Raw genomic sequence first — 17,043 nt, 5'->3', positions numbered from 1 at the left:
TGTGTAAAACAGGGTTTATTTACTCTTAAATTCATGTGAAAAACTATCTAAAATACTTTTCACGGGCAAAGAAGCATTTGACTTGAGATGGTATATTTTACCACTAATCTTGCCCAAATCATCCTCAGATAAACTACATATATCCATAGATCTTAACGAGTCGATACAACTAATAAATAAATCATAATTCTCAGTATCAATGAGCTTTAAAATAATATTTAGCTCATGACTATTTTTTAAATCACCCAAGGATTCGACCAATCTAGTTTTCCAAAATATAGATTTGTTCGATAACTCATTAAATAGGCATGCCCAATCTGATTCGTTGAATTTACTTAAAATTTCAGCAGATTCAACAACACCGCAATCATACCAATAATCTCCAGGTTCATTATCATTACTAAAATCAGTAATACATAAATCAAATTCTTTATACATATACATGCCTCAATCGATTGGATTAAAGCCAGGAGTCGGTTTTCCACCTACAGGATACCCAGCTGTAACTTGATTTCCTTTTTTAATCACATCAATTTCTACACCATTAATTACACCACGATGTAATGTTTCACCTGTTGAGCTTCTTTGCCCAATAGCCGTGGAATTACCAATTTTATTTACAGAATCAATAATGCTTCTATCTGACCAATGCTCTGGGAATAGTGTACTTGTCTTAATTTTTGATAAGTTCCCATCTGGGAACTGAGTCGTAAATTTCACAACTCTTGTACCGTCTGGATTCAATTTTATTGTTTCCACAGCATAATTTGGATTTTCATTACTCACTGAAGGCGAGTGTCCGCCAATTAATTTATTTGAGTTTCCAACTCTTTGCCCCACAAGTATCTTGGCTTCTATTTCAGGTGAGATTACTGTTATATTGGGTTGATTAATTATCGGGTTAGTTTCTTTCCCTTTTTGCCCGCCCCCTTTCGCTGCACTATCTATCTTAGAAGAACCTGTACCGCTAGCTCCTCCTTTCCCACCGCTCGATGTAGTGGCTCGACCATCAATCAATCCATTCTCATTCATCACAATTACAGTGGCTAAAATCCCTGTTAGCTCTTTGAGGTTTTCTGTTTGTGATGAATGTTTATTTATCCTATTTTCTAATGCAGGCTCGAGTTTAGATATTGAATCTCTTACCATTTCTTGGCATTGTGCATTACAATCTGGCAAGCCTTCCAATGCTTTTAGGCCAGCTAATGCACTCTTCATATCATTGGTTGATATCCCCCAAGCTTCCGCTTGTGACTGAAGTTGCCTGTCTAATTTATCAATATCTTGTTGTAACTGTTTTCTCTCTTCTGGTGTTTTTGCATTAGCGAATTCACCAACAAAAGTAATGATTTTTTCAGCATGTAAGAAGTTATTCTCAACCGTGGTCTTCCCTGCCTCGGCGGCATTGCCTGCGCTCGATGTATCGCCACCCACTAATCCGCCGGCTATTCCCGCTGCCAAACTCGCAAAGGCGCTCACTGTCGCTTTTTCGTCTTCCGTCAGCTCACCGAGCGTTTTACCGTACAGTTCTACCGACAGCATCCCCATCGCTTCACCCGTCATGGCTCCCAGCGATTGTGCCCCTGCATTTTCACCTTTTGCCAGCGCTAATGCAACATTCGCAATACCATGGGCCGCTAAACGCCCTGCTTTATTTTCCTCTCCAATATTCTTGGCTATCTGATTGGCAATATACGGTGCACTCGCATTCCCCACCGCTTTATTCACATCACCGCTCACCAAGCCTTGGATTAACGCCGTCCCTGACTCCACGATACGGCGATTATCACCACCAACGCCCCATTCTGACCCTTGAACCGCTTTCTCTATACGGTCATTTAATACCGCGTTCCGAATGGCCGTTTCATCCCCTTTTAAGTTCGGATCTTTGATAGAAGCAATGGCTTTCTTACGCTCATCGTCTGTCATTGGCGTTTTATCAAAGTTTTTCCTTTCGTTCTTAGTGGCTTCTAGCCTTGAATGTCAGTGCTGATATGCTTCTTTTTGAAGCCAACGAACGTGACCCTGATGAGCGCCTTAAGCTACAGTTTGAAGCGATTTCACAGCTGGATGAGAAAGAGAGAGAAGCGATTGAGACCGTGATTAACAGCATCTTACATATGCATGATGCTAAACGGTGGACAACAAAGAGTAATTAACCGGATTTTAGCGCGGTTAACTCGCCCACTAACTGCGTTTTCTCTATCCGCTTTTGCTCTTTCTCTTTATCAAAAATCGTATTGAGTTTTTCATGAGCATTGTCTGTATCTCGGCTTAATTCGCTGATATCTTGTTTCTGATTGTCTTTATCGCGAATAACAATGTTACCCTCCGATACCGCTGCATGCTTGGTATTGCTGTCTTTCCCTTTGTTATTCACATTGGTCAGCAGTGAACCCATCACTTTAAAGCGCCCATTGCTCTCATGTTTTACACGATGGACTCAAAAATCATGTAAATAGCTAAAAAACCCAAAGGGAAAGATATGATTGGTTATTTTTTAGATTTGGCGAGAGATGATTAGTGTGACGGGGGAGTAGTCACAGTGGCTAGAGACGAGTGTAAAGTAAAAAACACCGACAGCTAAAGGACAGGCGGTAAAATCAAGACAGTATACAGTGGGTTACACCCCCTACCGCGGTAAACCCAACCCCAGCCCACAACTGATATTCAGCGGTAAGTGGTTAAGTGAGTTAGGGTTTACGGTGGGTAGCAACGTTACGCTCTCCTGCCAAGCCGGACAATTGATTATCCGGTTGAGTGAGGGGGAAAGTTAGTTAAACCACTTCATTAACTATTATCCTATTTATTATACATAAAGTAGGTCACCACTCCTAGCATTGGGCTTAATACCAATGCTAGCTTGCATGCTTTTTTTATATACTCAAATGAAAATGTAAATTCTGTATTCATCAATAGCCATGTATAACTTTCAGCAAAGAAAAATGAAAATACCCCCATAGCAAAAATTACAATAGCCCACATTGAAGTTAAAAAAGAAGAAAAAATCCTTTACTATTTCTGTGATTCATTGGCATTTTCCTGCTCTTTTTTAATTGCTTCTTGGGCTTGGCTATTAGTGATTTCAGTCGTTAAAGATGAACCTACATTCCCTCCGATCCCTGGCAGTACTGCTGGTGATAAATCTTTTGATAACCCTAATTGCCCTTTATTCGCACCACCTTGTATTCTAGGGTTATATTTAGGATCGAAACCCTTTGTTTCCATATACATCCATTTATTACCACTCCACTTTATGAGACTGCCTAGTCCATAGCCAATTCCTGAACTAATTCCAGACGTTCCAGCGCCTAGCAATGGATCTTCACCTTTTAATTCACTTGAAAGCCCCCCTCCGAAAGCATTCCACCCTACTACACCATAAAAATTAGAGTTTTTAGTAATTCCACCTACGTGAGCAGCAATGAGTACATCAGTGTAATTAATGGGTTTATCTCCAGATAACTGAATGAGGTAATTAGCACTTCCACCTATACCCGCTACAATAAGCCCTGTTCCTGAATATAATCCTAATCCAGCAACGCCAGCGGCATGTCCCGAAGTTTCTAAATTACCGTCATTAATACCTTTAGCAATTTCCGCTTTACAATTTTGATCGCAATCTTTGACATCAGCAAGCCAGAACCCAAGATTTCCACCGAGCCCAGCGCCAGACATAGTGTTATTCTCAACCGTGGTCTTCCCTGCCTCGGCGGCATTGCCTGCGCTCGATGTATCGCCACCCACTAATCCGCCGGCTATCCCCGCTGCCAAACTCGCAAACGCACTCACCGTCGCTTTTTCATCTTCCGTCAGCTCACCGACCGTTTTACCGTACAGTTCTACCGACAGCATCCCCATCGCTTCACCCGTCATGGCTCCCAGCGATTGTGCCCCTGCATTTTCACCTTTTGCCAGCGCTAATGCAACATTCGCAATACCATGGGCCGCTAAACGCCCTGCTTTATTTTCCTCTCCAATATTCTTGGCTATCTGATTGGCGATATACGGTGCACTCGCATTCGCCACCGCTTTATTCACATCACCACTCACCAAACCTTGGATTAACGCCGTCCCTGACTCCACGATACGGCGATTATCACCACCAACGCCCCATTCTGACCCTTGAACCGCTTTCTCTATACGGTCATTTAATACCGCGTTCCGAATGGCCGTTTCATCCCCTTTTAAGTTCGGATCTTTGATAGAAGCAATGGCTTTCTTACGCTCATCGTCTGTCATTGGCGTTTTATCAAAGTTTTTCCTTTCGTTCTTAGTGGCTTCTATCCTTTCATTCGTCACCGCTATATCAGTAATCTGCTTACCTAACTCACCCACTAACTGCGTTTTCTCTATCCGCTTTTGCTCTTTCTCTTTATCAAAAATCGTATTGAGTTTTTCATGAGCATTGTCTGTATCTCGGCTTAATTCGCTGACATCTTGTTTCTGATTGTCTTTATCGCGAATAACAATGTTACCCTCCGATACCGCAGCATGCGTGGTATTGCTGTCTTTCCCTTTGTTATTCACATTGGTCAGCAGTGACCCCACCACTTTAAAGCGCCCTTTGCTCTCATGTTTTACACAATGGACTCAAAAATCATGTAAATAGCTCAAAGCCCAAAGGACAAGATATGATTGGTTATTTTTTAGATTTGGCGAGAGATGATTGGCGTGACGGGGGAGTAATCACAATTGCTAGAGACGATTGTAAAGTAAAAACCCAGACAGCTAAAGAACAGGCTGTAAAATCAAGACAGTATACAGTGGGTTACTTGCCCAACCGACAACGCCCGAACCCCAGCCCACAGCTGATAATCAGTGGTAAGTGGCTGACGGAGTTAGGGTTTACGGTGGGCAGTCACTTTACCCTCACACGCCAAGCCGGACAGTTGATCATCCGGCTGGCAGAGAGCGAGTAAGACTTTTAAGGAAGATCCCTGTATAGAACAGGGATCTTATTTATATCAGGTCTTCGCCGTTAAGAAGCACTACTACATTCTCCTTTCCTAGCTCTTTCTTTACTAATTCAGCAATATCATCTGTAGATATAACTAATGTTTTGTCATTAACAGACATATAAAAATATGACCTAGGAGTTAAACCAAATTCATTAGCTATCTCTATATCTATCTCATCAGGTAAAGCCGCTTTAGATAAATAATATCGTTTGGGGAATACATCAGAATATTTCTTATAAAATAAATCTAATTTATCCTGAAGTTCTTTAATGCTACTAGTTGTAAAGCAAGTAATTCCTATTGACATAATTTATCATTTAATCCTTATCGCATTACCTGATTTATCAACAACAATAACTTTATCTAGCCCTACTATTGGCCACTTAGTTAGCTGTTGCTGTATTGCTGGAACTGAGACAGTTGTATCCGACATATTTATGACAACATTAGTTGTTTGCCCACTAGTAACTTTACGTTTTACTTCACTATGTATATTTCGAACGCTTCCTGATTTAGGTGCATAGTTATCAAAGATTTCGCCATTGATCCTGTAATCAGGGTCTTTTTTACCGGCAACAATAGGGTTTTGTTCTACATGGAAGCCTGACTTCGATAATATCTGTGCACTTTCATTTTCTCGATTGAGTGAGCGGATATTTTCTTTTGTCATTTGAGGCGTTGTTTTAGTGACATGCCCAGTTAATGAACCTTCTGATTTCGGGATGGAGTTTCCTATCGTCCCTGTTTGCCAAACATTTGTTTCTGGAGAAACTATCCCACCTGTCGGTTTTTCAACCACTTTATTGCCTGCAATACCACCAAATACAGCTAAAGAGCCAAGGCCAATATTAATTCCACCTTCTGTATAATTACCCTCAATAACTTGACCTATCCCTGTTCCTGTTTGGTAAGAGCCTCCCGCAATGAGTGTACCCCGAATAATTGAGCCATGCACACCAGGTAATGCAACCAACGCATCAGCACCAACCGCAGCTTGTCCCGATTGAACGCCATACATTTTTAAGTAACTAAGCGCCTCGTTATACGCTTTCGCATCTGCATAAGCGGCAACAAATGCACCACCATTAACAAGATTCTGAATAGCTGCCTTTGCCTCTGTTTCACTAAATCCATACACCGTTTGCAGCTCATAGCCGTACTGATTGAGTTGATTTGCTAAGTCTTGTTGTTGGCTTTCATTTAATTGGCCATTGCGATATTGCTCAAGTAACACATTGCTCGCTTTATCTTCATTGGTGAGATAGACAATGTTTTGGGAGGCTTGTAATAGGTTTTTACCTTCCTTTTGATCATCAAGAGCTTTTATCAGCTTTTCATTTTTTGTGGCCGATAAAAAATTATTCTCAATCGTGGTCTTCCCTGCCTCGGCGGCATTGCCTGCGCTCGATGTATCGCCACCCACTAATCCGCCGGCTATCCCCGCTGCCAAACTCGCAAACGCACTCACCGTCGCTTTTTCATCTTCCGTCAGCTCACCGACCGTTTTACCGTACAGTTCTACCGACAGCATCCCCATCGCTTCACCCGTCATGGCTCCCAGCGATTGTGCCCCTGCATTTTCACCTTTTGCCAGCGCTAATGCAACATTCGCAATACCATGGGCCGCTAAACGCCCTGCTTTATTTTCCTCTCCAATATTCTTGGCTATCTGATTGGCAATATACGGTGCACTCGCATTCGCCACCGCTTTATTCACATCACCGCTCACCAAGCCTTGGATTAACGCCGTCCCTGACTCCACGATACGGCGATTATCACCACCAACGCCCCATTCTGACCCTTGAACCGCTTTCTCTATACGGTCATTTAATACCGCGTTCCGAATGGCCGTTTCATCCCCTTTTAAGTTCGGATCTTTGATAGAAGCAATGGCTTTCTTACGCTCATCGTCTGTCATTGGCGTTTTATCAAAGTTTTTCCTTTCGTTCTTAGTGGCTTCTATCCTTTCATTCGTCACCGCTATATCAGTAATCTGCTTACCTAACTCGCCCACTAACTGCGTTTTCTCTATCCGCTTTTGCTCTTTCTCTTTATCAAAAATCGTATTGAGTTTTTCATGAGCATTGTCTGTATCTCGGCTTAATTCGCTGACATCTTGTTTCTGATTGTCTTTATCGCGAATAACAATGTTACCCTCCGATACCGCAGCATGCGTGGTATTGCTGTCTTTCCCTTTGTTATTCACATTGGTCAGCAGTGAACCCGCTGCATTCCCCATTAACTGGTCTTCAAATGGTGTGCCTCCTGTACTGAAACCACCACTTTGGCTATCCACCTTGTACTCCGCTTTGTTTTTAATATCACCAAAGCCCAGAGTACCTGTATCCAATGTGTTTTTATCCGCCTCTGCCGTACTGCTTATGACCGCACCATCAAGTTGTGTATGCTCACCCACCGTAATATCAAAACCGCCTTTGCCTGCATTGATACCCGTTTGCTTATCTACCGATTGATAATCGCTGTGCATTTCGGTTTTATTGGCATTCACGGAAGCTGTGGTATTCAACCTTGACCCAATACTGCCAGATACACTGCCACTTTGTTGCTTCGAGTCATATTTGTCCGTCGCTTGTTGGCTAGATAGGGTCAAATCCCCACCCACATTGGCTTTAACGCTTTCACCGCTCACTTGCGCACCGGTTAGCGTGGTGTCTTTGCCACTGTTCAGCGTCAGTTGTTTACCCGCATTAACCTCTGTATCGGTATAGAACTGGCTATTGCCTTTCTCAAAACCATTGCCTTTATTCACGCTCGCATTAACATTCCAACCGCCCGTACTAATACCTGCACCGATTGAACTGCCTTTACTTTCGTTCTTACCATTCACGGTTTGAGTGTTGGTGGCACTGGTCAGGTTAATATCATTTTTCGCAGTTAAGGTTATGTTTTTACCTGCATCCACTTGGCTGCCTTGTACCGTCAGGTTGCCTTGGCTACCCTCTTTTTTACCTGTGGCTGTAAGGTTGACATTGTCCCCAGCACTTAAGCTGCTACCTGATGCGGTATTTTGCTGTGTTTTCGTGGTGGTTTTTGAAGAACTACTGCCATAAGACACATTGACGCCAAAGGCATCTGCCACACTACCACCTTCTTTCAGTCCAGCCAACTCACCGGCTTGCTGAGCTTGTACACCCTGTAAGCCCGCTTTCATTCCTTTAAGTGCAGCTAACTGACCATCATCTTCTTGTTTCGCTGATTTTGCAGTCTGCGCCATACCATCTAACAGGCTACCCGTTGTACCGCCTAACGATACCGTCAACCCACTGGATTTACTTTCCACCGTGGTGATATCCGTACGGCTATTTTCAGCCGCGGTGATACTCACATCACTGCCCGTTACATTGATATCTTTCGCCGCAATCACATCACTGCCGTGAATATTTGCACTGCCACCAGCGGTTAAGTTTACATCTCCCGCCGTACTGCCAATCACACTGCCTTTTTTCTGGTTGCTATCGGTTTCGGTAGTCACTTTTTGTGAAGTTGAACCAACCGTGAAACCTAAACCGCCACTGCTCATTAACCCTGATTTTTTGGTTTTCGACACATGAGTTTCATGCAGTGCTTCGTCAGAAGTGGTTACATTCAATTGATTGCCAGCATTGACGGTAACATCGTTAGTTCCGAGTATATTACTCCCCTCGATATTCACGTCATTCCCTGCCGTCATTTTCACACTATCGCCACTGAATGTACTACTGATGGCTGTGCGCTCATTCACCTCATCATGGGTTTCTTTGGTGGTACTTGATAAGAAGCCTTTATCCTTGTGTTTGGTGTGTTTCGCATAATCACTTGTTTCAATACCGGAAGTAATATTTATGTCACGCCCAATATTGATCGCTAACTCCCCACCGCTACTCACGTTTGCTGCACGGGCAGACAGGTCTTGCCCCGCAGATAAGGTTAAATCCCCTTGAGTTTGGATTTGTGTGCCAACCTCTGTGCTGTTAGCGCCACGATAGTAATTGCTTGAATTATGGGTGTAATCAAATGCCGAGCTAACATCGCGAGTTTCTAAACTAATATCACGCCCTGCAATTATCGATGTTTTGCCATCAACCCCTAAGTTGCCGATATCTGTCGCGATTAGGTTTATATCTTGCACCGCTTTTAAGGTAAGCTGACCATTATCACCCGTGACATAGATACTGGCAGGACGATCGAGCCATTGTGATTTGCCATCCCCACGCTGCGCCGTTTCACTGAGAATATCGCGCCCCGCTGATAACGAAACATTGTCTAAACCACGGATTTCCCCACCAACATTTTTAATATCTTTTAGGGCATCAAGCTGTATGTCTTTGCCTTGGATGCGGCCGCTATTTTCGATATTTTCAGCACGTAAGTCCGTCAATTCACGGCTACTAATTTCGCCGCTATTAAGGATATTGCCAGTCATATTCACAGAAACATTGCGCCCCGCCAGTAATGCTCCATTGCCGTTTAGATCCCCTTGGCGAGCACGAACGTACACCTGCGGGACACTCACTAGTTCAACACGTCCATCCGGCAACGTGACTTCCTTATTCACCATCCACACAATATCTGTGGTTAAATTCGCCATCTGTTCTGGCGTTAAGGCGATACCCGGTGTCAGGTTAAATTGGTTACCGAATGCCACACCATTGGTTAACAGTGCACGATACTGTTCCTCGTCACTACTGTAGTTACCCAGTAAACGCTGCCCAGTAGTTTCAATCAGTTGGTCACGCACTAAACGCTGCTCATAGTAACCATCACCTAACCGCTTATGCAGTTGTTCATTCGTGACAATATCAATACTCGACAACCATTTTTTATAGTTAGTGAAGCGTGGGTCTGTTTCAATCAGGAATTGGCTATCACTGTTAGGTGTTAGATTAAATAGACTGTTGTCGGGTAATTGGGTATTTGGTCCAACGGTTCTGATCACTGTATCGAGGTTATCTTTACCTTGAGAGCCAGTCTCTGCTGTGATGTTCTCCCCTTTACCAGCGTCATTTTGCCCTTGAATGTCAGTGCCGTTACCCACATTGGCATTTTCGACTTGCAATGATGAGTCAACTGATTTGTCATCTTTGACATCCACTTCGGCTGAAATCGACGGTAATTGCGTCACTTCCATTTGTTGACCTGGTAACAAGTCTAATGGCGTATTTTTACCCTCTTTTAGCGTTTGTTCAGTGATAGCTGAACCTTGGTTATCTTGTAGGCTTGCAGCAGAAACCCCCTCCGCTTGCCCGTCAAGTTTATTCACTTTCACTGAATCGAGCTGAGTTTTATTGATACCACCCGCATTTTCGGTGACTTCTAATAAATGTAATGCTAAATCTTCTTCGCTATTAACCCCTTGGTATTTTGACGTGCTAGTACGCGTTTTCCATTTTTTACCGCCTTTATAGCGATAAATCGTGTTTCCATCCTCAAAAATACGACGAACACCTTGCGCTTCTTCGTTGTTTAGTTCATAGCCTGTTAAGATCAGGTTTTGCCCTGCCACAACACGTGAATTTTCATTGTTCAGTTGCTGCCCATCAATCGTCAAATGCTTACCACTGGTGATCAGTGCTGCATCGCGTTTGATAACTTGTGTTTCATAAATAATACGGTCGTAATCATATTCATAAAAATATTTTGTCCAGTTTCCGTATTCAAACATCCGCCAGCGATTGGATTTTTCATAATGAATACCCACTTCTTTATTGAGCGTGCCATCTTCATTAATCGCATAACGAGTTTGATTACCATTTCTTGGTTGCAACTTATAACGGTTACCATTACCCGCATCATACCAATCAAAGTGCTCACGACTGACCTCCACTGCATCGTCAGTCAGTTGCAAATGGATATCTTTGTTTTCAAGTAAATCAGTTTTCAGTGTGAGGTTGCCTGACGCTTCAATATTTGCACTGTGGTTTTTCACACTTTTGGCATGACCAGTGGCTTGTAGTTGGTCATTTAATTGCTTACCGATAACTAAATCACCGTCACTGTAAATCAAACCATGGTCACGGTTTAATAGCTCAGAAACCGCAAGGTTAACCTCTTTACGCCCTGCAATAACGGCCGCTTTATCCCCTTGCTTATCATTCAAGAGGGAATTGATCGCTATTGCTAGGAAATCTCCGTAAATACGCCCTGTGCCTAGATTATCTAAAGAATTCGCAACAATGTGAGTTAATACACCGTCTATAAGCCCAGTATTAAGCACCTGACCGCTGGCTTTAATTCGGGTATTTTGCCCACTGATCTCGCCGGAAAGTTGGTTGATAACGGCCGTAGTGGTTAACGCCAGTTCGCCAAGGCTAGAAAATAACCCTTTATTGGTAAAGCCTTGTGCAAAATTCGCGGTTAAGTTCTCGCCAGCTTGAATGCGCCCTGTATTTTCAAATAACTGGTTAAGTGTCAGTGATAATGCTTTTTGTGCAATCACCTTGCCTTCGCCCGTTAATTGGTCCGCAGAAATAGCGGCTGAGCCATTACTAACCATCACCCCTTGTTGGTTCGATAATACTAAGGCTTTACCTTGGGCATTATCAGTTACATTCAACTGAGTTCCCGCTGAGAGCATCCCTTGAATATTATTCAAGCTTTGTGCCACATTCGCTTCAATGGCTTGCCCTGCACGGAGTGCACCGCTTTGGTTATCTAATGTCGTGGTTTTCAGGGTGATATTCTGCCCTTCCAAACCTTTACCTGTTTTAGCTGTATTTTTGTTATCAATAGATTGAGCTGAAATATCGAGGTTTTCATTAGCCTTGATCCAGCCTTGTTGGTTTTCAATTTGCTGTTTTACTGCCAATTCAACATTATTGAGGCCTTGAATAACACCACTCGCATTATTGAGCTGTTGCGTATTCACGTTCAAGTTTTGACCAGACAAAAGCTGCCCTTGCTGGTTTTCAATCCGTTGATGAATATCCAGCGTTGCATTTCCCTGTGACTGAACAACCCCTTGAGTATTATCAAGGTTCTTTCCTGTCACGTTTAACGCCGATTGGCTCAGTAATAACCCTTTTTGATTATCAATCTGCTCAGCATTCACGGTAAGTCCAAGTTTTCCTTGAACAGTACCTTGGGTATTAGTTAAATCCCCTGTATTCAGTTCGAGCTTGCCATTACTCGCTAATGTGCCCTGTTGGTTTAATAGCACCTGTTGCTGGGTATTGATATCCATTGACTGACCCGCAAAAATTTGGCCATTCTGGTTTTCAATACCTGTGGTGGTGAGCGATGCCGCTTCCGAACTTTGAATTTGTCCTTGCTGGTTAAGGAGCTTGCCACTGTCAATGGATAAGCCTCCACCACTTAATATGCCACCATTTTTTTGCGTGTGGCTATTATTCACCACTTCACCATGGGAATTCAGAGTCAGCTGATGGCCTGCTTGCAGTCGGCCTTGTTGATTATCCAGCGCTCCCGTATTCGCCGTTAAATCATTGGCGGCAAGAATTTCACCTTCGCTATTATCAACACGCTTTTTCTGGCTATTGAGTGAAATTTGACTAGCTTGAATTTTCCCTTGGCGGTTAATTAACTCTCCAATGGTTAATGCTAAATTTTGGCTAGCAAAAATCCCCTGTTCATCTGTTTTAGCTAGGTTAGTTAAACGCTGTCCTTGGGTATCAATATTAATGGATTGCCCTTTGATCACCCCTTCGCTGTTATCCAATTGTTGGATATTCATTGTCAGCTCGGACTGACTTCCCACCAAACCTTGCTGGTTATTAACCCCTTGGCTGTTCAATGTCAGTGCATTTTTTGCCACAATACGGCCCTGCTCATTATTGAGCTTACCGGTAGTTAGGGTTAAACCCCCTTGCGCATAAATCCCTTTGTCATCACCGCTTTGGGTATTAATCAGTTGCTCACCATGGGTATCAATCAGCATCTCACTGCCTGATTGAATTGAGCCTTGCTGGTTGTCTAGTTGGCCGCTATTTAATACTAGTGTTTGCTGAGCTAACAGTGAGCCCTGTGTATTATCAAACCGCTGGTTATGGGTATTAATATTGATAGCATTGGCTTGTAAGTAGCCCAACTGGTTTTGCAGCGCCTGATTGCGCATCTGTAAAAGGCGTTCTGCGGCAATTAACCCAGCTTGGTTATTGATATTATTAGTAATGTTCAGTTTTGCATTACCATGACGAGCAACCAGTTTACCTTCTCGGTTATCAACGCTATCTGCGCTAATATTCAGGTTATTTTCACCAACAATAGCCCCATGTTGGTTCAATAACTCACTCAGCAAATTAATAGTGAGCTCACCGTTCTTCGCGGTAATAATTTGCCCATCGTTGTTATTCAAAGAATCAGCTTGTAGAGTAAAATTACCGTTACTCCCTATTTCACCCGCTTGATTGTTCAAATAACCTTGTAACGTAATTTCCCCTGCTGTATCGCCAGTTTGCAATAATTTCCCACCTTGGTGGTCAAGGGTATTTGCCGTTATTAAGATTTGTTCGGCCTGAGTGATAGCCTGATTCAGTGAAACAGCACCCGTTTGAATATTCAACGTATTTGCGGCCAGTATTTCGCCTTTATCGCCATCCAGTGACTGGCTGTTTAATGTCACATTCCCCATACTGGCGATCACTTTTCCCGTACGGTTGATCAACGATTGGGCTTCCATAAACACGCCTTGGCGGCCTGTTAGCGTTCCACCTGTGTTATCCAGAGCATGCTGAATTTGTAAGTCTAACTTACCCATTTTTGCGCTGAATATGTGACCTTGTTGATTATCAAGGGTATTGGCTTTGATCAGCCAAGAACCATTACCACTGATATCCCCTGTGTTATTATCAAGATGTTGGGATAGGTTAATAGTACCTTGCTGCTCACCCAGTTGGGTCATCGTCCCTTGTTGATGCGTTAAATTATTCGCTGTCAATTGGATGTGTTGTGCTTGCGTAGTCGCTGCACTTAGGTCAATGTCTTTACCATTAAGTGATAAGTCACCTTGTGCAACCATCTCCCCACGTTGGCCTTGCAGGTTTTCAGTCGAAACCGACATATTGCCTTGTTTACTAATCACTTTCCCATCGGTATTCGTGAACGAGAGCGTGTTGAGCATAAAATTTTGCTCGGCAAACAATGTCCCTTGGGTGTTATCTATGCCCTGCTTTGCATTTAAGATCAAAGCCCCTACTTTTGATGCCACTACCACACCTTGCTGGTTAGAAAGCTTAGCCACATCCAAGCTTAATGTGCCTTGGCTACTAATATTTCCTGATTGGTTATCAAGGTGTTGAGCTAGTTTAATTTCCCCTTTTTCACTACCTGTTTGTAGCATTTGGCCACGTTGATGGGAAAGGCTTTGCCCATCAATTTGGATATTATCGGCTTGTGTCACTGCATCATTGAGGTTCAGGTTATCCCCTGTTAAGGCGAGTTTACCTTTCGAAAGGATTTCCCCTTTCTCACCATCCAGTTGTTTTAACGCCAGATGATTATCACCAAAACTGGCAATAACTTTGCCCGATTGGTTAATTAAATGCTCTACTGCGAGCTGAACCCCCTGATTACCTAATAATATTCCTTGCGTATTATTCAGCGCCTGTTGAATACTCAGTGTCAATTGCCCCTGTTTGGCGGCAATGATTTTCCCCTCTTGGTTATTCAACTCGTTTGCCACAATATCAACTTGACCATTACTGGAGATTTCCCCTTTCTGGTTATCAAATTGATTTTGAATATGCAGCTTGGTTTTTCCTTCCCCTGTTTGCAATAAGGTTGCGCTCTGATGGATGAAGTTATTGGCTAAAATAGAAATTTGATCCGCTTGGGTTAAACCTTGGTTTAAGTTGATATCAGCGCTTTCGATGCCTAATGTGTTTTTCGCAAAAATAGTGCCTTGTGCACCGTCTAAACTATTTGCTGTCAATAAAGCTGCACCCGATAAACTGCTGATTTTACCTTGTTGGTTAATCAGTTTATCCGCTTTGATCATCAAATACTTATCGGTTTGGACAACACCACGGGTGTTATCAAACACCTTTGCAGACGTAACATCTAAGCGATGGTTCAATTTACCGTCTGTATTGTCGACTTTTTCTGCCTGTAAGCGTAAATCACCTTTGGATGTGATACTTCCTTGGTAATTATCAAGCTCATTAGTCACATTAAGCCCCATGGCTTTACTCCCCGTCTGCAACATATTGCCTTGACGGTGAGATAATGTATTCGCTTGTAACGTGATTTGCTCTGCTTGGGTGGTGGCGTTATTTAAATTCACTGATTGTGCGGTTAAATTCAATGCACCATTGGTGAGGATCTCCCCTTTTTGCCCATCTAGTGAATCCGCTTTGATAGTTAGCCCTTGCTTACCAGAGGCTAACAACGTGCCTTGCTGGTTGTTCAGGCTTTGGCTTTGAATATCCATTTTGCCATCACGGCTTAATAACTGACCCGATTGGTTATTCAGCTGTTGCGTGATAACGGAAGTCTCTCCCGCTAGATTGACCTCACCTTGTTGATTACCTAATACCTTAGTGTGTAAGGTATTTTTTGAATTTCCTTTTTGAACGAGCTTACCCTGTTGGTTGTCGATAAACTCGGGAGCAGATAAGGTGAGTTGATGAGCAACAATCTCCCCTTTTTGGTTATCAATGCCGCGTTTAGCAGTCAATGTCGCGTTGTTCGTTGCCAGTAAATGCGCTTCTTGGGTGCGAATATCCGTTGCGGTAGACGTCAGCGCGATATTTTTGGCTTGGGTATTGGAATGGGATAGATCTACCCCGCTGCCTGTTACTGTTAATGAGTCTTTAGCAACAATATCCCCTTGTAATGCTATTTCTTTCTCGCCTTTAACCGTTAATGAACCCGCTGATGTAAGCTTACCTTTACTATCGACCCCCGCGGCTAATAATGCGGTACGGTCACTATTGATTTGCTCAGCACTTAGCGTTGCATCGCGCCCTGCGACGATTTGGCCTTTATCGGTGTTGGTTATTACCTGTTTCGCCTTAAGTTGGATATCATTTTGCGCCAGTACGGTGCCTGTGTTATTGATAGCTTTCTGGCTATTTATTGCAATATTGTGACTGGCGGTGATCACCCCAGAGTTACCCACTTTACCATCAGCAGAAAGTGTAATATCCCCGGCTTCTGCACCAATATGCCCTGCATTTCGTACCCCAACACCATGTTCTGTACCACGCATTTTGATGGTATTGGCATACATCCCCCCTAATGCAGCCACATCTAGAGCAAATTCAGGCTTATCATCAGTAGAGGAGTTATCCGTTTTAAGAATGGTTTTCCCATCCGCCGCAACAGTATTTTTTCCTGTCGTAATCGCTAAATCTTTCGCATGTAATTTGGCATTAATATTCACTGAGCGAGCGATCAACGCTGTGTAGTTAGTCCCATTGCCGTTATAGCCTTTACCGACAATATTGATACTGCCTTTATCAACGTCAAAGCCCTTAATTTTGCCATTTTCAATCAATGTTTTACCGGCAGAAAGTAACGCCTTGTCCGCATTAATAAAACCACAACCATTACAGGTGATCCCTGCTGGGTTGGCGATGATCACATCGGCTTTTTTCCCTGCAACTTCAATAAAGCCATTGAGCTGGCTAGGGTCGCGGCTATTCACCTCATTAAGGATGATCTTAGCTTCCCCTTTGGCGAGCCAATCATTGCCTTGGATCATGCCACCGAGTTGCGTATTGACGTTGGTACTACTGTTGTTGAGGATCGCCCCTTTATGATCAACATCGAATTGGCTGTATTGGTTACGAGATACACCATCGCGATTTGGCGCTTGAATGTTAACTTGTGGCAAACCATTTTGTGTATTCACGACAGTCGGTTGCTGGTTACCCGGCGCTTTACCATCCGCAACAATCGTTGACGAAGAAGCGCTAAAGCTCACCATTCCCAATGTTAGCCATAGGGAAGTGACAATCGGCTTGATTGACCAACGTACGCGGTTATTTGCGGTTTTCTCAACACGGTTTTCACTTGAACAGGCAGGGCCCGCACGATGACTGCGCGTAATATCCGCCACCACCATCACCATTTGGCGGGCAGTATTAAAAATTAAGCGATAAAATAACTTGTTCATCCTGAGAGT

Annotated in this window: 8 protein-coding genes and 1 pseudogene; 3 read left to right on the top strand and 6 right to left on the bottom strand. The window is 43.3% G+C overall.

Features of this window, described 5'->3' with window-relative positions:
• Nucleotides 1-15: 15 nt before the first annotated feature.
• Together RB151_RS24115 and RB151_RS22870 are read right to left on the bottom strand one after the other, a co-directional pair.
• On the bottom strand, nucleotides 16-438 hold the full coding sequence (locus tag RB151_RS24115) for a hypothetical protein (protein ID WP_048609034.1): 423 nt from the start codon (nucleotides 436-438) through the stop codon (nucleotides 16-18).
• Nucleotides 439-447: 9 nt separating this feature from the next.
• A complete protein-coding gene (locus RB151_RS22870) occupies nucleotides 448-1,929 on the bottom strand; it encodes a VENN motif pre-toxin domain-containing protein (RefSeq protein WP_081363931.1) in 1,482 nt (493 codons plus the stop codon).
• Nucleotides 1,930-1,970: 41 nt separating this feature from the next.
• On the opposite strand from RB151_RS22870, the pseudogene RB151_RS04120 reads away from it, so the two are divergent.
• A pseudogene (locus tag RB151_RS04120) lies at nucleotides 1,971-2,159 on the top strand (helix-turn-helix domain-containing protein); the annotation flags it as partial.
• Here the strand turns inward: RB151_RS04120 and RB151_RS04115 are convergent.
• Entirely contained in the window at nucleotides 2,156-2,404 is a 249-nt protein-coding gene (locus tag RB151_RS04115) for a hypothetical protein (RefSeq protein WP_145927296.1), read from the bottom strand. The pseudogene RB151_RS04120 and the gene RB151_RS04115 sit on opposite strands and share 4 nt — an antisense overlap.
• 214 nt (nucleotides 2,405-2,618) lie before the next feature.
• Here RB151_RS04115 and RB151_RS04110 point away from each other — a divergent pair, with 214 nt between their 5' ends.
• Complete coding sequence (locus RB151_RS04110) at nucleotides 2,619-2,777, top strand: SymE family type I addiction module toxin (RefSeq protein ID WP_071547734.1); 159 nt, start codon at nucleotides 2,619-2,621, stop codon at nucleotides 2,775-2,777.
• A gap of 238 nt (nucleotides 2,778-3,015) precedes the next feature.
• Here the strand turns inward: RB151_RS04110 and RB151_RS04100 are convergent, their stop codons facing one another.
• Nucleotides 3,016-4,554: a VENN motif pre-toxin domain-containing protein gene (locus RB151_RS04100; protein ID WP_071547732.1), complete on the bottom strand. Its 1,539-nt coding sequence runs from the start codon at nucleotides 4,552-4,554 to the stop codon at nucleotides 3,016-3,018.
• An 80-nt stretch (nucleotides 4,555-4,634) separates the two neighbouring features.
• Between RB151_RS04100 and RB151_RS04095 the strand changes: the two genes are divergently transcribed.
• The gene (locus tag RB151_RS04095; RefSeq protein ID WP_080750944.1) at nucleotides 4,635-4,922 is read left to right on the top strand and encodes a SymE family type I addiction module toxin; all 288 of its coding nucleotides are present in this window, start codon (nucleotides 4,635-4,637) and stop codon (nucleotides 4,920-4,922) included.
• Between the two features lie 40 nt (nucleotides 4,923-4,962).
• Here the strand turns inward: RB151_RS04095 and RB151_RS04090 are convergent, their stop codons facing one another.
• Together RB151_RS04090 and RB151_RS04085 are read right to left on the bottom strand one after the other, a co-directional pair.
• Nucleotides 4,963-5,268, bottom strand: coding sequence for a hypothetical protein (locus tag RB151_RS04090; RefSeq protein ID WP_042848802.1), 306 nt, complete (start codon nucleotides 5,266-5,268; stop codon nucleotides 4,963-4,965).
• Nucleotides 5,269-5,274: 6 nt separating this feature from the next.
• On the bottom strand, nucleotides 5,275-17,034 hold the full coding sequence (locus RB151_RS04085; RefSeq protein WP_071547731.1) for a hemagglutinin repeat-containing protein: 11,760 nt from the start codon (nucleotides 17,032-17,034) through the stop codon (nucleotides 5,275-5,277).
• Nucleotides 17,035-17,043 lie beyond the last annotated feature (9 nt).

Source organism: Providencia rettgeri (assembly GCF_001874625.1).
GTDB lineage: Bacteria > Pseudomonadota > Gammaproteobacteria > Enterobacterales > Enterobacteriaceae > Providencia > Providencia huashanensis.
The sequence above is the reverse complement of the archived record's forward strand: the minus strand, read 5'-3'. Positions and strand labels throughout refer to the sequence as shown.